Source organism: Candidatus Mesenet endosymbiont of Agriotes lineatus, assembly GCF_964019585.1.
In the GTDB taxonomy this organism is placed as follows: Bacteria; Pseudomonadota; Alphaproteobacteria; order Rickettsiales; family Anaplasmataceae; genus Mesenet.
On the sequence record NZ_OZ026454.1, the window covers coordinates 1294913 to 1312841 of the forward strand.

19 protein-coding genes, 2 tRNA genes and 3 pseudogenes are annotated in these 17929 nt (G+C 33.3%); 7 read left to right on the top strand and 17 right to left on the bottom strand.

Annotation, left to right across the window (positions count from 1 at the left end):
* Positions 1 to 17: 17 nt before the first annotated feature.
* From rpsC to AACL19_RS06090, 11 genes are all read right to left on the bottom strand, one after another.
* Positions 18 to 641, bottom strand: coding sequence for a 30S ribosomal protein S3 (gene rpsC, locus AACL19_RS06040; RefSeq protein ID WP_339045588.1), 624 nt, complete (start codon positions 639 to 641; stop codon positions 18 to 20).
* Between the two features lie 4 nt (positions 642 to 645).
* A complete protein-coding gene (gene rplV, locus AACL19_RS06045) occupies positions 646 to 996 on the bottom strand; it encodes a 50S ribosomal protein L22 (protein ID WP_410519883.1) in 351 nt (116 codons plus the stop codon).
* A gap of 17 nt (positions 997 to 1013) precedes the next feature.
* Complete coding sequence (rpsS, locus tag AACL19_RS06050) at positions 1014 to 1313, bottom strand: 30S ribosomal protein S19 (protein WP_339045590.1); 300 nt, start codon at positions 1311 to 1313, stop codon at positions 1014 to 1016.
* A 7-nt stretch (positions 1314 to 1320) separates the two neighbouring features.
* The gene (gene rplB / locus AACL19_RS06055; RefSeq protein WP_339045591.1) at positions 1321 to 2136 is read right to left on the bottom strand and encodes a 50S ribosomal protein L2; all 816 of its coding nucleotides are present in this window, start codon (positions 2134 to 2136) and stop codon (positions 1321 to 1323) included.
* Positions 2136 to 2423 (bottom strand): 50S ribosomal protein L23, encoded by a 288-nt coding sequence (locus AACL19_RS06060; protein ID WP_339045592.1) that lies wholly within the window; start codon positions 2421 to 2423, stop codon positions 2136 to 2138. The genes rplB and AACL19_RS06060 overlap by 1 nt, the downstream gene beginning before the upstream one ends.
* Complete coding sequence (gene rplD / locus AACL19_RS06065; protein ID WP_339045593.1) at positions 2420 to 3049, bottom strand: 50S ribosomal protein L4; 630 nt, start codon at positions 3047 to 3049, stop codon at positions 2420 to 2422. Before rplD ends, AACL19_RS06060 begins: the two co-directional genes overlap by 4 nt.
* 21 nt (positions 3050 to 3070) lie before the next feature.
* Complete coding sequence (gene rplC, locus AACL19_RS06070) at positions 3071 to 3742, bottom strand: 50S ribosomal protein L3 (protein WP_339045594.1); 672 nt, start codon at positions 3740 to 3742, stop codon at positions 3071 to 3073.
* Entirely contained in the window at positions 3742 to 4074 is a 333-nt protein-coding gene (rpsJ, locus tag AACL19_RS06075) for a 30S ribosomal protein S10 (protein WP_339045595.1), read from the bottom strand. The genes rplC and rpsJ overlap by 1 nt, the downstream gene beginning before the upstream one ends.
* A gap of 7 nt (positions 4075 to 4081) precedes the next feature.
* A complete protein-coding gene (gene tuf, locus AACL19_RS06080; RefSeq protein WP_339045596.1) occupies positions 4082 to 5266 on the bottom strand; it encodes an elongation factor Tu in 1185 nt (394 codons plus the stop codon).
* A gap of 53 nt (positions 5267 to 5319) precedes the next feature.
* Positions 5320 to 5390, bottom strand: a tRNA-Gly gene (locus tag AACL19_RS06085).
* Positions 5391 to 5398: 8 nt separating this feature from the next.
* Positions 5399 to 5481, bottom strand: a tRNA-Tyr gene (locus AACL19_RS06090).
* 139 nt (positions 5482 to 5620) lie between these two features.
* Here AACL19_RS06090 and rlmB point away from each other — a divergent pair.
* The 4 genes and pseudogenes from rlmB to AACL19_RS06110 form a co-directional block, all read left to right on the top strand.
* Complete coding sequence (rlmB, locus tag AACL19_RS06095) at positions 5621 to 6343, top strand: 23S rRNA (guanosine(2251)-2'-O)-methyltransferase RlmB (protein WP_339045597.1); 723 nt, start codon at positions 5621 to 5623, stop codon at positions 6341 to 6343.
* Positions 6340 to 6984 carry a (d)CMP kinase gene (gene cmk / locus AACL19_RS06100; protein WP_339045598.1) on the top strand — a complete coding sequence of 215 codons (645 nt, stop codon included), beginning with the start codon at positions 6340 to 6342 and terminating at the stop codon, positions 6982 to 6984. The genes rlmB and cmk overlap by 4 nt, the downstream gene beginning before the upstream one ends.
* Positions 6985 to 7023: 39 nt before the next feature.
* Positions 7024 to 8715 carry a 30S ribosomal protein S1 gene (locus tag AACL19_RS06105; protein WP_339045599.1) on the top strand — a complete coding sequence of 564 codons (1692 nt, stop codon included), beginning with the start codon at positions 7024 to 7026 and terminating at the stop codon, positions 8713 to 8715.
* A 104-nt stretch (positions 8716 to 8819) separates the two neighbouring features.
* Positions 8820 to 9038, top strand: a pseudogene (locus AACL19_RS06110) (HU family DNA-binding protein); the annotation flags it as partial.
* Between the two features lie 27 nt (positions 9039 to 9065).
* On the opposite strand, the gene AACL19_RS06115 reads toward AACL19_RS06110, so the two are convergent.
* From AACL19_RS06115 to AACL19_RS06125, 3 genes are all read right to left on the bottom strand, one after another.
* On the bottom strand, positions 9066 to 9887 hold the full coding sequence (locus AACL19_RS06115; protein WP_339045601.1) for an NAD kinase: 822 nt from the start codon (positions 9885 to 9887) through the stop codon (positions 9066 to 9068).
* Positions 9888 to 9937: 50 nt separating this feature from the next.
* Positions 9938 to 10153, bottom strand: a complete 216-nt coding sequence (gene rpmE, locus AACL19_RS06120) for a 50S ribosomal protein L31 (protein ID WP_339045602.1) — start codon at positions 10151 to 10153, stop codon at positions 9938 to 9940.
* Positions 10154 to 10267: 114 nt separating this feature from the next.
* A complete protein-coding gene (locus tag AACL19_RS06125) occupies positions 10268 to 11194 on the bottom strand; it encodes a hypothetical protein (RefSeq protein ID WP_339045603.1) in 927 nt (308 codons plus the stop codon).
* A 307-nt stretch (positions 11195 to 11501) separates the two neighbouring features.
* On the opposite strand from AACL19_RS06125, the gene AACL19_RS06130 reads away from it, so the two are divergent.
* From AACL19_RS06130 to AACL19_RS06140, 3 genes and pseudogenes are all read left to right on the top strand, one after another.
* Positions 11502 to 11843, top strand: coding sequence for a hypothetical protein (locus AACL19_RS06130; RefSeq protein ID WP_339045604.1), 342 nt, complete (start codon positions 11502 to 11504; stop codon positions 11841 to 11843).
* Positions 11840 to 12499: pseudogene (locus tag AACL19_RS06135) on the top strand (phage terminase large subunit family protein); the annotation flags it as partial. The gene AACL19_RS06130 and the pseudogene AACL19_RS06135, both read left to right, overlap by 4 nt.
* A 226-nt stretch (positions 12500 to 12725) precedes the next feature.
* Positions 12726 to 13944, top strand: a pseudogene (locus AACL19_RS06140) (IS256 family transposase).
* Here AACL19_RS06140 and AACL19_RS06145 read toward each other — a convergent pair.
* From AACL19_RS06145 to AACL19_RS06155, 3 genes are all read right to left on the bottom strand, one after another.
* Positions 13913 to 14302 (bottom strand): ankyrin repeat domain-containing protein, encoded by a 390-nt coding sequence (locus AACL19_RS06145; protein ID WP_339045605.1) that lies wholly within the window; start codon positions 14300 to 14302, stop codon positions 13913 to 13915. The pseudogene AACL19_RS06140 and the gene AACL19_RS06145 sit on opposite strands and share 32 nt — an antisense overlap.
* A gap of 8 nt (positions 14303 to 14310) precedes the next feature.
* Positions 14311 to 14466, bottom strand: coding sequence for a hypothetical protein (locus AACL19_RS06150; RefSeq protein ID WP_339045606.1), 156 nt, complete (start codon positions 14464 to 14466; stop codon positions 14311 to 14313).
* Positions 14467 to 14539: 73 nt separating this feature from the next.
* Positions 14540 to 17815, bottom strand: coding sequence for a glycoside hydrolase TIM-barrel-like domain-containing protein (locus AACL19_RS06155; RefSeq protein ID WP_339045607.1), 3276 nt, complete (start codon positions 17813 to 17815; stop codon positions 14540 to 14542).
* Between the last annotated feature and the right edge of the window lie 114 nt (positions 17816 to 17929).

Here is a 17929-nt window from a genome sequence, read left to right on the forward strand (position 1 = left end):
TACCACTAAATAACAACTTAACTACCCAAACAAACAAAAACTTTTACACCTATAACGCCATATATAGTCTTTGCTTCACACAAAGCATAGTCAATATTAATACGTAAAGTACTTAAAGGTAGCTTACCTCCCTTGCTAGATTCAACACGAGCTATTTCAGCACCACTTAAACGCCCAGAACACAGCACCTTTATTCCTTGCCCACCTGCCTTCAAACAATTTTGCACTGCCTTTTTTATAACACGTCGAAAAGAAGAACCTCTTTTTTCTAATTGTCGAGCTATAGTTTTAGCTATTAAAGACGCATTCGTTTCAACTTTCTTTACCTCTATAATGTTAAATTCAATAGGATTTTCTATCATCTTAGAAAGTACTTGACTTGTTTTTTTTAGCTCATTTCCATCCTTACCTATTATAACACCAGGCCTTGAGGAATATATTGCAACAATCACTAATCCAGCCTTACGAGATATTACTACCTCATCAACCCCAGCATCACAAAAGTACTTATCAATATAAGTACGAATCAACAAATCCTTACAAAGAAAATTCTTATACTCTTTTTTTTCAGCAAACCATAAAGCATTATACTGAGCTACCTTTCCTAATCTAAATCCTATTGGATTTACCTTCCTACCCATAACTTTAAACTCTCTTTTTTAATTCAATAGTCATATTGCTATACCGTTTATTTATCTTATTAGCTCTTCCCATGGCTTTAGGACAAACCCTTTTCAACGTTACAGATTTACCAACCAATATTTTATTAATATAAAGATCATCAACATTCAAATTATAGTTATATTGAGCATTAGCAAGTGCAGATTTCAAAACTTTATTAACATAAAAAGCAGCTTTTTTTTTACAAAAAGCCAACTGCATTACAGCTTGAGTAATACTATACTTACGTATTAAATCAGTAACTAAACTTAATTTTCGAGGACTAATCTTTAATACTGTTGCCTTAGCCTTAACCATCGGAACATCATTCATCACCATAACTACACCAAATCTTATTTTTTTATTACCTTTTTATCGCCACTATGCCCCTTAAATGTACGAGTAGGAGAAAATTCACCAAGTTTGTGGCCTACCATATTACTATCAACTAATATAGGAATATACTTCTTTCCATTATAAACACTAAACCACAAACCAATAAAATTAGGCAATATAGTAGACCCTCTACTACGAGTTTTAATTATGGAATTACTCTCCTTGCCTACTCCATTCGACAATTCTTTAACCACCTTACTCACTTCATTAAAAAGATTAGGATGACAAAAAGGAGGCTTCCACGCAGACCGGCTCATAAACTACCTATAAACGCTTAATATACTTATTACTAAATTTATTCTTTTTTCTTGTCTTTTTTCCCTTTGTAGGAACACCCCAAGGCGTGACTGGATGCCTACCACCAGAAGTTTTACCCTCACCACCCCCATGAGGATGATCAATAGGGTTCATAGCAACACCACGAACAGTTGGCTTAATACCAAGCCACCTACTTCTACCAGCTTTACCCAATTTTATATTTTTATGATCAGCATTAGATAATATACCAATAGTAGCCCTACAAGTAGAAAGTACTAATCTCACTTGACCAGATCTTAATTTTAACAAAACATGAGAACTTTCATACCCTAACACTCTAGCATAACTACCAGCAGACCTAGCAATAACACCGCCATTACCAGGCTTCAATTCAATATTATGCACAAAAGAACCAACAGGAATAAACTTAAGTTGCAAACAATTACCAGGCAATATATCAACACCATTACCAGATGCAACACTATCACCAGGCTTAACACCTTGTGGAGCTAATATATAAGACTTAACACCATTCTGATTAGAAATTAAAGCTAAAAAAGCAGCCCCATTAGGATTATACTCTATTCTTTCCACTGTAGCAGTAGTATCGTCATTTCGTTTAAAGTCAATTATTCTATATTTTTTTTTATGACCACCGCCAATATGACGGGTAGTAATTTTACCAAAATTATTTCTACCACCAGTAGATTTTTTGCCAACCACAAGAGATTTTTCCGGCTTACCTTTCCATAAATGATTCTTACCTATTAAAACAGTACCACGAGATGAAGCAGTAACTGGAGCAAATAACTTTATACCCATTACATACCTACCATATCTAAACTTTGACCATTAGCTAATGAAAAATAGATTTTCTTCTTTTGTTTTCTACTACCTACCACACCCCTAAATCTTTTCTTTTTAGATGGAACTTTAACAACATTAATAGATAAAACATCAACATCAAAAATAGATTTTATTGCCCCTTTAAGTTGCTTTTTATTAGCCCTAACATCTACATACAAAGCATATTTATTAAACCCTTCTTTTAAAAAGGATGCTTTTTCAGTGATAAGAGGAGATTTTATAAGATTATAATAATCCATCATAACAATCTATTTTCCAAATAACTTAAAACATCAACAGTAAAAATAATATAATCATGATTTAATAAATCAAGAACATTTATTCCAATGGGTTTAATTATATCAACTCTAGGCAAATTTCTACAAGCTAAACTAATACCCTCATCATAATCAGCCACTATTAAAAGAGTAGAATAAGGTGGAAATTCAAAACTATCGATGCATTTCTTCATTTCAGATGTTTTACTAGAATTAAGATGAATACTATCTATAATGACCAGCTTATCATCAGAATACTTCAAAGATAACGCAATTTTAAAACCTAATTTACGAACTTTCTTATTAAGAGAATAAGCATGGCTTCTAACCACAGGCCCGAATATAACGGCTCCCCCTCTAAATTGAGGAGAACGCAAACTACCCTGCCTTGCTCTACCAGTACGCTTTTGCTTATATGGCTTAGCAGTAGTACCAGATATATCACTTATACCTTTAGTTTTATGTGTACCACTTCTTCTTTTAGACAATTGCCATTTCACTATATCATGCAATATTAACTTGCCTGATTCCCTACTAACAGAAAATATTGAAGGATTAAGACTTACCTCACCAACATCTTCATTGTATAAATTAACTAATTTATAATTCATATTATTTCAACACCATAAAATCTATTCTAAGAGTAAATTTTCGTGCATAACTTTCTTATTTGCATCTCTAATAAAAATATAAGAATTACAATAACCAGGAACATTATTACCCTTTACAGCAATTATAGAAGCTTTGTTATCAATAAGAACAACTTTTATATTTTGTACTGTAACTCTTTTTGTACCTAAATGGCCAGCCATTTTTTTCCCTTTAAAAGTCTTACCAGGATCTTGACATTGTCCCGTAGATCCTTGAGAACGATGAGCTATAGAAACACCATGAGAAGCTCTCAATCCCTTAAAGTTATGCCTTTTCATTACACCAGCAAAACCCTTTCCTTTAGAATAACCTATAATATCAACATACTGATTAACTATAAAATGATCAACACTAAACTTTAATCCAATCTCTATATTAGATAAACTCACTAATCTACTTTCAAATAATTTATAATTATTATCTATGTTCTTTCCACGTAAGAATCTTAACTGGGGATAAGAAATATTTTTTACATTCCCTACACCCAAAACAGCAGCAAAATAACCACATTTTTCAGACTTTAAATCAACAACTACCGTATCCTCAAGCTGTAATAGCGTGACAGGAACTAATTTACCTAAAAAAGGTAATGCTGTATGGCCAATATTCTTCATCAGTAAACCAACTCTATTTAACGGTCTAATTCTATTCATTATTTATCCTTAGTTTTAAAACTCACTTCCACACCACTTGATAAAGATAAGTCGTCATCTAATCTTTGCACAGCATTATTAAAATCAAAGCTATTCAATAGAATCAGACGTTTAGACCCATCCCTTTTATATTGCTCTTGTGACTTCTTATCAACATGAGGACTACGCTTAAAAGTGAAATGTTTATGCTTAGTTGGCAGGTAGACCGGACCTTTAAATTTAATCCCAAGTTTGTTAAAGCTAGAAACTAACTTAACTACGTTTCGCTCCAAACATTTACTATCAAAAGCTTTAATAATAATATATACTTGATTTTTATCTGCATTTACCATTAAAAACCTACTCTAAAATATCATTAACAATACCAGAACCAATAGTCTTACCACCTTCTCTTATTGCAAATCTTAATCCCTTCTCCATTGCTATTCCATAAGGATTCTGTAACTCTACTTCCATACTTACCTGATCTCCAGGCATAACAATTTCCTTGCCATCTAAAATCCTCATACTACCAGTTACATCAGTTGTTCTAAAATAAAATTGTGGCTGATAATGCGATCCAAATGGTGTTTTTCGCCCTCCTTCTTCTGCTTTTAATACATATATTTCAGCCTTAAATCTCTTATGTGGTGTAACTGTACCAGGCTTCGCCAAAATCTGCCCCCTTTCTACATCCTCTCTCTTTACACCACGTAATAGAATACCAACATTGTCACCAGCTTTTCCCCATCCTAATCTCTTTTTAAACATCTCAACGCCAGTGCAAACTGTTTTCTGTACTTCTCTAAGTCCAACTACTTCTATCTCATCACCTTCTTTTACCTTACCACGCTCAATACAACCTGTTACTACTGTACCACGCCCAGGTATTGTAAATACGTCCTCTATCGGCATTAAAAACGTCTTGTCTAAATCTCTTATAGGTTTTGGAACACTATCTAACACTTCCATTAATTTTAATATCGCACCTTTACCTAATTCACTATCATCGCCCTCTAATGCTTTAAGTGCAGAACCTTTTATTATTATAATATCATCACCACTATAACCATACTCACTTAGCAATTCCCTAACCTCCATCTCTACTAACTCAATCATCTCTTGCTCTGCAACATCAACTTTATTGCAAAAAACTATGATGTTTTCTATTCCTATCTGCTTTGAAAGCAATATGTGCTCTCTTGTCTGCGGCTCAGGACCGTCAACCGCAGATACTAAAAGTATTGCTACATCCATTTGAGCAGCACCAACTATCATGTTTTTTACATAGTCAGCATGACCAGGACAATCTATATGTGCATAATGCCTACTCTCCGTTTCATATTCAACATGTGCAGTTGAAATAGTTATCCCTCTCTCCTTTTCTTCCGGTGCTTTATCAATTTGATCATACCCTATAGCTTTAGCCTGTCCTTTGCTCGCTAACACCTTTGTGATCGCTGCTGTTAACGTCGTCTTCCCATGATCAACATGCCCTATCGTCCCTGTGTTTATATGATCTTTCCTCTCCTCTATTTCACTCATTTGTGCCTCTAAAATTTTAACAAATAACAAATAAAAAAATAAAACCTATAAAGAGCGGATAATGGGAATCGAACCCACACCACTAGCTTGGAAGGCTAGGGCTCTACCACTAAGCTATACCCGCACTAACAATGGAGGAGGTAGGATTCGAACCTACGTACGCAAACGCGGACAGATTTACAGTCTGTTACCTTTAACCACTCGGTCACCCCTCCTCAATTAACATTACCTAGTTTCAAAACCTATATTAGTAATTTAAGGCTCATATTATGTCAAGAAATTAATGTAAAAATTGCTAAATCTTTGGTTTTTCCAATATAATAGATTTAATCGTGTCATTTTATATATTTTATAATGAAGCAATTTTGGCTCTATGGAAAACATACTTGTATTTCTGCATTAAAAAATAAAAACAGGTTATGCTACGAATTATTACTTAGTCCAACTTTTTATAAGCAAAATTATAAAGAACTAAGAGATTATATAGAAGCAAAGAATGTAAAAGTGATAGAAACTAACAAATTTAATACTATTTTAGCATCTCATGTTAATCATCAAGGAATAGCACTTAAAGTTGCTCCATTAAAAAATTTTGAACTGCAGGAAATTATAGAAAAATCTACAAATAAATCTACTGTTCTAATACTAGACCAGATCACTGATACTTATAATATAGGCTCAATTTTGAGGACTTCAGCATGTTTTGGAATGGATGCATTGATTTTAACTTACAAACATTCACCATGTGAAAATGCTTCAATAGCTAAAGCTGCAAGTGGTACGCTAGAAATTACACCTTTACTGTATGTTACAAATATCGTAAAAACTATTAAGTTATTAAAAGAACAAGGATATTGGTGTTACGGACTTGATTGTCATGCAAGCCAAAATTTAGATTCAATCTCTAAATTTTATGACAAGAGAATAATCATTGTAGGATCAGAAGATAAAGGATTAAGAAGATTAGTTAAAGAAAACTGTGATTTTCTAATCAAGATACCAATATCACCTAATATTGATAGTTTGAATGTTTCTAATGCTGCAGCAATTGTTTTGTATTCAATATATAACAAATGAAAAGAAAGAACTGTTTCATAGTAGCAATTGATGGTCCAGCTGCTTCGGGAAAAAGCACTATAGCCAAAAAAGTTGCTATACTTTTTAACTTCCAGCACATAAATACTGGAAAATTATATAGAGTACTCGCATTCAAATTAAGCAAGCAGAATCAATGTATCAATAAGGAATTTTTAGAGCAATTGCCTTTTTTGACAATTGATGACTACTATGGTAATGACAATAAAGAACTATACTCAGAAGAAATTGGCAAGTTGGCATCAATACTTGCAACTAAACAGGAGATAAGATCTATCTTATTAGACGTACAGAGAGAACTTGCTTACTCCCAAGTTCATGGTTCGGTTTTAGATGGAAGAGATACAGGATCAATAGTATGCCCAGATGCAGACATAAAATTCTTTATCACTGCAAAACTATCTGTTAGGGCTCAGAGGCGCTTTAAAGAGTTGATATCGTTAAAAAAAAGACTAACGTACAAACAAGTACTATTAAAATTAATAGAGCGAGATATCAGAGATACAAACAGAAGTGTGGCGCCCTTAATACAAGCCAAAGATGCAATTTATATTGACTCTTCATACATAAAGTTAGAGCAAGCTTTTAATGAGATTATGAAAAAAATACTTGTAATAAAATAAATTACAGTTTAAGTTAAATAAAAACTAGGTTAATTTTAAATGAGTAGATTAAAACCTACAATACATATTAATAAATTATTATCCAACAGATTCATAGACGAGAGTATATTAAATAACGAAGAGTTAAGTTATGATTTTGAGGGTTTGCTTGGGTCTCTTTCAGAAAGTAAAATACAAGAAGGTAAAATAATAGAAGGTAAGATTGTTAAAATTGAAAATGAAGATTTTATAATTGATGTTAATCTAAAATCTGAAGGAAGGGTACCAATTAAAGAGTTTTATGTAAAAGATAGTTTACCATCAGAGGTAACAATTGGTTCTAAAGTGATGGTATATTTAGAGACAATAGAAGGACGTAATGGGAATGTCGTTCTAAGTCGGGAGAAAGCTTTACGCATAGAATTATGGGAAAGATTGGAAGAAGCTTCTAAAGCAGGTCAAGAAATTGAAGGGATAATTATAAGGCAAATTAAGTGTGGCTTTTCCGTTGATATAGACAGTTTGGTGGCTTTTTTGCCCAATAGTCAAATAGATATAAAACAAGTTGATGATTTTCAATCTTTAATTGGGACAAAACAAAAGTTTTTAATAGAAAAGATGGATAGAACTCAAGCAAATATTGTGGTATCAAGAAAGAGAATTTTAGAAGCTGCTTATGCAGGGGTGAAAGCAAAATTCCTAGAGGGATTGAATGAAGGTGATATTGTAGAAGGAAAAGTAAAAAGCATAGCAAGTTATGGTGCATTTATAAGAATTCATGAATCCAATGAAATAGGTATAATAGATGGGTTACTATACAAAACAGATGTGACTTGGTGCCGTTCGTCACGTCCCCATCTTCCAGCATTTTTCTCACTTGGTCAAAATGTTAAAGCTAAGGTTATAAAGATTGATAGGGAAAAAGGTAGAATCTCTCTAGGCATCAAGCAGCTTGAGAAAGATCCTTGGGAGGGGATTGAAGAAAAGTATACTGTTGGTAGTGAGCATGTAGGGTATGTGACTAATATAGCTATACGTACACAGGAGTTAATATCACATCGTCAAGAAGAATATGGTGCATTTGTTAAGCTTAGTCAAGGAATTGAGGGTTTAGTACACTTAAGTGAAATAACCTGGAAAAGAAGTAAATTATTAGTAAGTCAATTATTAAAAAAGGGGCAAGAAGTACGTGTAAAGGTTTTAAGCATTAATGCAGAGCAGCATAAAATGGGTTTAAGTATAAAAGAGTGCATTGAAAATCCACTGCAAGAATTTGCAAATAAGTATAGTTTAGGTTTAGTAGTAACTTGTATAGTAAAAGATATTGCAAAATATGGTATAATAGTTGAGTTTAAGGATTTTCAGGATATATACGGTACTATAAATGCAGCAGATTTAAGTTGGTCTAAAGATTATAGAGATGAAATTAGGGAATATAAAGTTGGAGATAAATTAAAAGCGAAAATCCTAAGGATTGACATTAATAGGTTTAAGGTCAATCTCGGAATAAAACAACTTGAATACGATCCTTTTGAGGTATTTTTAAATACTATTAAAGTAGGTGATAAATTAAAAGCAACTGTTCTAAAAATAGAAGAGAAAAGCATATTAGTTGAGGTTGCAGATGGTGTAACTATTTTTATTGAAAGTAGTAATTTGCCAGAAAATAAAGGATTCAATTTAATGCAAAAAATTGATGTTGAAGTAACCGAGGTTGGGGCATATAGCATTTGTTTATCTTGTAAAGTTTAAATTTAGGTGTGGGTTGGTATAAGTGTCTAACCTTTAATTTAAAATAGTTATGGCAACAAAAGTATCTTTAATTCAGCGCATAAAAAAAAACTTTATTAAAGAGTAATGTAGTAGCAGTTATTAACATTTTTTTTTCATCCATTGTGGACCATTTTCAAGACGGCAGTAATGTTGAACTCAGGGGATTTGGTTCATTTTTAATTAAAAGCTGCAATTTTATGGTTGATAAAGCAACAAACTTACATAATCAATATTTAAGAGTCTATTTTCGCAGTAGTAAAAAATTATCTGCTCAAATTAAGAATTCATCTAAATTAAAATAAAGTATACCTAACAACATTTTTAAATTATTAAAATAGAAATTGTTCACTAAATATTCTTTCACCTAAAGAATGATCACAATCAAATAGCAGAATTATCTGCTTATTTAGGTTTTTATAAATTTTTACTCTTAATATATTAGGAAATTCCGTATAGTCGGAAACAATAGTTGTTGATCGATTCTGTGGATCAATAATCTCAAGCTCAACTAAATCATTATCAGATAATAGTGCACCACGCCAACGTCTAGGTCTAAATGGATTTATAGGAGTTAAAGCAAAAAGATTTGAATTTAGAGGTAAAATAGGACCACCAGCAGAAAAATTATATGCAGTGCTACCAGCTGGGGTTGAAAGCATTACCCCATCACCAACCAATTTTTCCATTCTTAATTTATTATTAATAATTATTTTTATATGAACCACTCTATTAGTTTTTCTAAATAACGACACTTCATTAATAGCAACAGAATGGTATTCTTGACCATTTACATCTGTAGCTTCCATTTCCAGCAAGGTTAGCTCAGTTGGAACTGCTCTATTTATGTGATGCACTAAACTTCTTTCTAAAGAATCGTTTAGTAAAACCCCTGTCTCTTCTAATGGTTTATTTAGTAAAAACCCCACTGTTCCATAACTTATTCCATATACAGGTATACCATTACCAATCACATAATTATGTAAACTATGTAACATAAACCCATCTCCACCTATGACTAAAAGAAGGTCAATATCAGATATTGGTTCTTGCTGTTCTATATCAATAAAACTAGATCTTTTAAGAAAATTATATATCTGTTGCGATTTTACTGAATCTGCTATTGCATAAGCTATCTTTTCATATTTATTCATTATATAAAAAAATGTATCAACTATAACTTTTGAAAAATTTTAAAAAGCTTTTAAAACAAATCACCATACCTATCTTTAAATTTAGCTAACTTGCTAGTTTTTTTAACTGCATCAGCTAAGTTCCCAGTCCATGCTGGATGATTGTGCGAGTCAATATTTAAGGTTACTACATCTCCTTCTGAACCATAGGTTGAACGTGTTTCAAATCTCTCACCATTAGTCATAACTATAATAATTTTATGATAATCAATATCACTTTCTGCCATGTTGTCCTCCTTATAAACTACGTTAAAAAGCAGCTACTTTATATATTATAATATTAAATAATCTTATACAACTCTATCTTCCAATTAACCCATTAGATAATATGTATCAGTATCTTAAATAAAATCATTATTAAATAACATACCTATTTCATCTTCATAAATATCAAGTATTTTTGCTACTTGTGAATTAATTCCATCAGGTTGAATAAAGAATAGATCTTCTTCATCATAATCATCAAACTCTATATCTTCATCAAGGTTAACAGCTTTTATGTTAATATACTTACATTTATCATCTATTTTAGCATATTTTTTACTATCAGACAAAGCATGACCTTTTTTATCACATAGAACAAGTTTATACTCCCCTTCACCATCTTCTTCTAACTTTAAGTATTTAAATTTCTTCGGTATCTTGACAACCTTGTTAGTCTCACCATCCGTAATATGCAAACTACCATTTTTCATTTCATACTGCATACCTAAACCTTCATCATCATCTTTTTCGTTTCCGTAATAGTCTTCATCATCATCTTCATAACTTTGTATTGCTTCTTTACTAGGTTTTGCAGAAATTAATTTTGCAATTTCATTTGTTTTCTCTTGATTTAATACATGTTGACTTAAGGGTTCAACAACGTCAGGCAATATTTTATTCTCACTAAGACCATTATTATAACAGAATAACGCATAACTCACTTGAGTTTGCAAACTATCACCACCATATTGATTATGATATACATAAGCAATATGTGTACCGACTTCGCTAGTTTGACCTACATTATAAGAGTCTGTATGTGAGCTTCCATATTCAGAAAAGTCTTTTTCGTTATCATGCATAAAGATGGTAAGTATGTTAGTGATATCAGGGTTCTTCATACCATCTAAATTTTCGAATTGATAAAGATCTTTGATTTCTTGTTTAGCTGCTTCCAATTGTTTGTCGTTCAAGTTATTGTAGTATAAATCTATTTGTAGATTATCATCTAACTTTATTACTTCTTTTTTTGGAAGGACTCTTTTGTTTTGTGCAATGTTCATTACTGGTTGTAAAGTTATATTTCCAGAATGTTGGGTTGTCTTGTAAACATGCATGCTGTTTGATTCACGATCAAAATGACCATAACTTATAGTTGATCCTGTATGTTTATGGTAGTGATTCTCATTATCATATATATAAAGTTGGAGTTCACGTGGAGCTCTATGTTCTTCAAGACTAAGCAGTGTTTTAAAATCAGATAAGTTATTTTTAACCTCATCTATAGCTTTTTGTAATTTATAATCAGATAAATTTTCATATTGGCAGGGATAATGAAGGCAAAACTCCTATAGATTATGCAGAACTGTGATGTTTCACATGCTTAGTAAATGTGCAGAAGTGATAGAAAAGAGAAATAGTCATAATAAAAAGGTTAAGCTCTGTACAGTTCTCACTCTTGCAACTATAGGTTCAATGATAGTGGTTCTTACTATAGTAGTAGGAATGTATCCCGCCATAGCTGGAGTATTCACAGCAATTGCTATAGTGGCTTTAAGTCAACTTATCCAAAGATCAATTGATAACAACTGTCAGCAGGAGGTTTTAAAAGTACTGTCAGAAGCAGAGACCAGTAAAGAACCCGCTACTTTAGTTGATCATGATGAGCTAGAAAATCCATGGCAATCAAATAATTTGGTGTTAATGCGATGATTTATAGCAGTAGTTTTTATGATGGACTAAAACCCGATCCACAGCTTAAAGTATCACAGTGGGCAAATGAGTATTTCACAAACGACATCATCAGAATCAGGGAAATGGCGGACAGCAAGAACTCCTTATTTAAAAGAAATCATGGATTCTCTCTCTCCTTCATCTGCCGTTGAGAATTTATGAAAGGTGCGCAAATTGGAGGAACAGAAGCTGGAAATAACTGGATTGGCTATATCATCAATCAAACTCCAGGGCCAATGCTAACCCACTGTCGAGATGGGAAAGCGTTGGTCTAAAGGAAGATTTGCTCCCCTGATTGAAAGTACACCGTGTTTAAAGAGTAAGGTTAAAGATCCAAGAGCAAGAGATTCAGGTAATACAGTACAAAGTAAAGAGTTCCCAGGAGGCATGGTGGTAATAACTGGAGCTAACAGTAGTGTCGGTTTGAGATCTATGCCAGTTAAATACTTATTCTTAGATGAGATTGATCAGGAGACTCTGGGGGGGTGAAGGTGATCCTTAAGCATTGCTCGTACTAACACTTTTACGAGGAGAAAGATCTTTTTAGATCAACAGTGCATGGAATTAGCAGAATTGAAAAAGAGTTTGAGGCTTCCGATAAACGTTATTTCTTTGTGCCTTGCCCACATCGCAATTAGAGCTTATCCACAAACCAAGGAATGTGTATTTTAATACTGCATTCAACATGGAGTAAGGATGAGAAGAAAGTATCCAACAGATTAAAAAGATAGAGAATGGGAAGTGATAGAAAAGTATAGCTGTACTAAATATTTAGTAATTTCTAAATTTCCTGAGAACGTTCAACAAACTGTGTCAAACAAAAAAAAATAGTAATATTAATATAAAACATGGAGTTGACATATGAACGAAAAAACATCGAATAAAAACACAGGGTTAGTAGACTATAAAGAGTTGGAGAACAATATATTATCATCTATACGAGAAGGTAGGTCTTTAACTGGGAAAGGAGGAGCTTTAACGCCTCTGATCAATAGAAGCAAGTTTAGAAGGTGAAATAGAAAATCACCTATCAAATGAGAATGAAGAAAATAATCGCAGAAATGGCAAAAGTTCAAAATACAGATTCAGACTCATTTGAGCTTATAACGCCTCGGGATAGAGATGGAAGTTTTGAGCCCCAGGTAGTTAGAAAAAGACAGACTAATTTACATCCTGAGCTTGAAGCAAAAATTCTTAGTATGTTTGCCAGTGGTATGAGTTATAAAGATATAACATCGCATATCGAAGAAATTTACGACCATAAGATATCAGCAGCAGCAATATCTAACATTACAGATAAATTATTACCAATAATAAATGAGTGGCGCAGTCGGTCATTACAGGCTATTTACCCAATAATTTTTATGGATGGAATATTTTTCAAAGTTAAAGAGGATGGTAGGTGCGTAAGCAAGTGCATATATAATATACTTGGCATAGATCAAGAGGGTAAAAAAGAGGTATTAGGCTTTTATCTAGCTGAAAGCGAAGGTGCTAATTTTTGGTTAGGAGTATTGAATGATCTCAAAGAAAGGGGTGTGGAAGATATCATGATTGCATGTGTTGATGGGCTTAAAAGCTTTCCTGCAGCCATAAACAGTGTATTTCCCAACGCAGAAGTGCAATTGTGTATAGTGCATCAAATACGCAACTCATTGAAGTATGTGGCTAGCAAAGATGTAAAAGTTTTCATGAGTGATTTGAAGAAAATATATCAAGCTTCAAATAGAGAAATAGCTGAAAATTATTTACTTGAGTTGGAAGAAAAGTGGGGAGCAAAATATCCTATGGTAGTGAAATCCTGGCAAAATAATTGGGAAATGGCTATTTTAAGTATTCTGATCCGGTGAGAAAGCTAGTTTATACTACCAATCCCATATAGGGACTGCACAGACAAATCAGGAAATTCACTAAAACCAAGGGCTCTTTTACCAGCACAAATGCCTTGTATAAGCAATTATATTGTGCTATAAAAAAGATAGAACAGAAATGGACTATGCCTATATCAAATTGGGCTTTAACCATCTCTCAACTTGATATCTTCTTTCCTAACAGATTGAAAATTCAGTTGAGTTTTTGACACAGTTTGTTGAACACTCCCAATTTCCTTCCTTAGCAGCATGGTGTAGTATGGTAGTATTATTATCTCCACCTCTAACATTAACACCTATCCCCTTTGCCACAAGTAACTTAACTGCATCAAGATTATGGTTTTTAATGCAATAATTAACAAAAAGTTGAAAAGCATATTCCTTATCATTCAATTCCTCTTCACTTAACCCTCCTACACTAAGGCTTGATAAGGTCTGATTATTAACGTTATTTTTTAGAGCCTGAACTATATTTTCATATGTTTGACTTGTGTGATTTTCAATAACACTTGGCGCATTAGTGACTATATCCCTTTTTAGCCTTGACTTACCCATTAAGCTTACCATACTTTTCTTCAGCACATTCTTAATGTTCGCTCAGCTTCCTCAATGTCACCTTCAAGCACATCTGTGTCTAAGCTCATTTTATACTTTGACTTATGATCAAACCGTGGTTGACCTACGTCATTAACAAAAAGCCTAGATATTTCATTAAATAAAACAATTAACATAAACCACCCCTCCATTATTCATAATAATACCTAAACAAGCATATTATACATGTCAAATATAAACATGCGTATATCAGATTTTATCTGGTAACTTGAATTCTAATGCTTTAGCATTATCTACTGATGCTCCATAGGTAACTGCCTTGTATAGACATGCTCTTCCTATCATTGATGGACTGATTTTTATGCTTACAATCAGTTCATTGAGTAAAACGAATCTTTCGCCTTTTTGGTGACTTTTTATATATTTTTCTGTCCCAAATTTTCCTCTAAGCAATTTACTTAGTCTATACCTGTTCTTACTGATAAGCTCAGCATTATAGAATTCAATAATCTCATCATCTACAAGTGCCAAATTAGCTTCATTTAAAACAGCTCCATGGCTTAATACTATCTCTATCTTATTCTTTTCATCAAGAGCTCCAGCCTGTCCTTCATCCAAATGGTTTATGACAAACCCATAGATCGAAGGTTGATTAGTGTTTGCAATAGCTCTATAATTTTGCCCATTATTTTCTGACATAAATATGACTGCACCACGCCAATTATCTTCTGCTCCACCAACTACTAGTTTTATGTGATCTTTATCGTATGGTAGATACAATATTTTCAAGTAAGTGTCGCTTAAATACTTAGGCAAATTTACATTAGTTGTTTCTCCTTTTACTGCAGGAAAGGAGAATTGATATATTGAGCTACTGTAGCTTACTCCTTCAATCTGCAGAGATAAGCTACCCATTTTTATTTTAGTTATCCTTAAAACATGCTCTTCTTTGTCGTTTGTGATCTTGATAATATCACTTGGCGAAAGCCATAAGTATCTTATTGGCAAAGTAAAATTATATATATTCCTTTCCTGCTGAAGATTATAAAGCATAACTTCAGCTATATTCTGTGCTTGATTTTCCTCAAGAATTAAGGGTATTTCTACCGCGGTAGCATTATTAAAACCACCACTATTTGGAAGTTGTGCATATTTTACATTAACTTGATAATCAAATATTCTACTGATATACATAACATTAACTTTACTGTTAAGTTCTAGATCACTTATTCGTTCAATACTAATCAAATTTTGCCCACTATAGCGCACATCCGGTACAATATCACCCATGGTAATAAATGTGTCAGCTTCCCTACCTATATGAAGAAAGAGTAGCTTATGGTTTTGCTGGATAATGTCAAAAAAGTATGCATTTTGCAAAACTTGAATTATTGAACGCAGAGGTTGCTTATGGTTTATGACATATCCATGTAAAAATCCTCTCAGCATACTTACATCAAATTGATCTATTCCTGATCTTTGTAATATATCTGCTATGACAGTATCTATTCCTAATAATGAAATTTTACCCTGTATCCAGTGCCCAGTCTGCCAATTGCCACAATCAGCCCAAACTTTACACAAATCAGGAAAGTAAGGATATGGTCTTGCATCCCATGCCCATAAGAACATTTTTTCTACCATCTCCGAGTTATGCCATTTTGCCAAAGTGCCATCTATAGCTGTTCTTTGTGCATAAAAATCTACGTTTCCTTTTGAATAATACGGATATTTACTGTCAATACTGCTTTGATCTATGAACGCATTTGGCTGATTGCTGCAGCCATCAACGCTAGGAAAGCCATATTCAGTAAACCATATCTTTTTCATTTTTGGTTGCCATTTGGTTGTTTTACCATCTGGATTTATATGATGCTTGCTCCACCATTCTTCAATGTTCTTCAAAGCAAAGCGGCTATCAGTATAATCTGTTTTGCCAGCTCTATTTTTTGAATCTAAATAAAAATAGTCATAACCTTCACCTCTTGTCCACCCTCTCTCTATATCATGTTTTGTATAACTGAAGGTTGGCTGACGTCCATCAGTGAGCGGGAAGTAGGCATCAATACCAATAACATCTATGTATCTCGAAGACCACAGCTCATCCATGTTATACCATCCATCTGATGAGTGATACTCAGTCCAATCTGCAGCGTACGTAACTATTGTATTGCGCCCCAACTTTTGTTTCACTTGCTCTGCAAGTTTTACAAATTCTATAGCAGCAGGATAATCACCGCTGTTATCTTTTATCTTGGTTAAACCAATAAATTCAGAACCAATGATAAATCCGTCTATTTGATCTTGGAAGAGCGTCAAGTAATGTGATATGAGCTTATTATACTCTACAAAAAAGCTACTCACATCTTCAGATAGACCAGTTAAATATCCTCGCCAAGGTTTAGTTGGAGTATCCATAAGTAGCATTGGGTAAAGCATAACCTTATAACCTCTACTGTGTAATTCCTCTACACACCTAAGTAGTGCTACATCGCTAATAGTACCACCATATCTTAGATTGCCTTGGCTATCTTTTGAGACAAGCTTGGCTTTACTTCTTGTTGTTTCTCCAACTTGCCAATCATCTGGAATTGTTACAGAATCATACTGAAACTCAACTGCAGGATATATTTTACAATCTTTTATATCTAGACTGCTGGCGAACCAATTTACAACTACTGATACCCATTCAACATTTGGCAAGGTCATCCTTAGCTGCTTTAAGGAAAGCATAAAATCTGTCTCGCTACTATAGTTATGATGATTCACCCTTTGAGCTGGTCCATGAGTCATACTTTTATCGCCTACGTCTTCTTGAGCTATTTTCATCTGTATTTTAGTATCATAGACAAACTCCCCAGAACCTGGTATGAGGTTTACATTTTTTATTCGTGCTGCAACCGAAGAATTGTTAACTTTTGGCAATGACGTAACTTCAAACGTAAAATTTGGTACGCGGTTGCCATAATCTGCCAAAGGAAAGTCCTCTATAACAATATAAGCTAAGCCTCTATAAGCTGGTGTACTACCTTCGGTAGCTTCAATAAGCGGATCAGGCTCTTGATCTTCTGTACCCTTATAAAGCTTAAAATTTATCTCATCTGCAGTTAAAAGTTTATCATTAGCCCAGATTTTAGTTACATCCTCTATTTCTCCTTCACATATACCAATTGCGAGAGTTGCAAAATAACTATAGCTTACGTAACTACCTGTTTTTCCAATCCCAAGTATGCTGGCAATTTTTGCATCTTCAGAACTTACTTCCTTAATTGGTTGTGCCCATATCATATTTCCTGCAACACGTACAGTTCCGTAGATGATTGGAATCATCTTTCCATAAGTTGAGGTTTGAATGTTTAAATTTTTGAGTCTTGGCCCATATTTTGTATTATCAAGACCAAATAATGCACTATCTATCTTCGAGCTAAGTGCAGCTCCAAGCTCTGCACCGATAAATTGACCTATCATTTCCATCAAGGAACTGCCAACACTGCTGCCAATTGCAGATAATATGACTGTAGACATAAATATGAAATTTGTAGTATGAAAATTCTGTGAATTAACTAAAGGCGTTTAAAAATACCTTTAGTTAAAATTACTGAAAGTTTAAGTAAGAATTAAGTAGGTAGGAAACAAAAA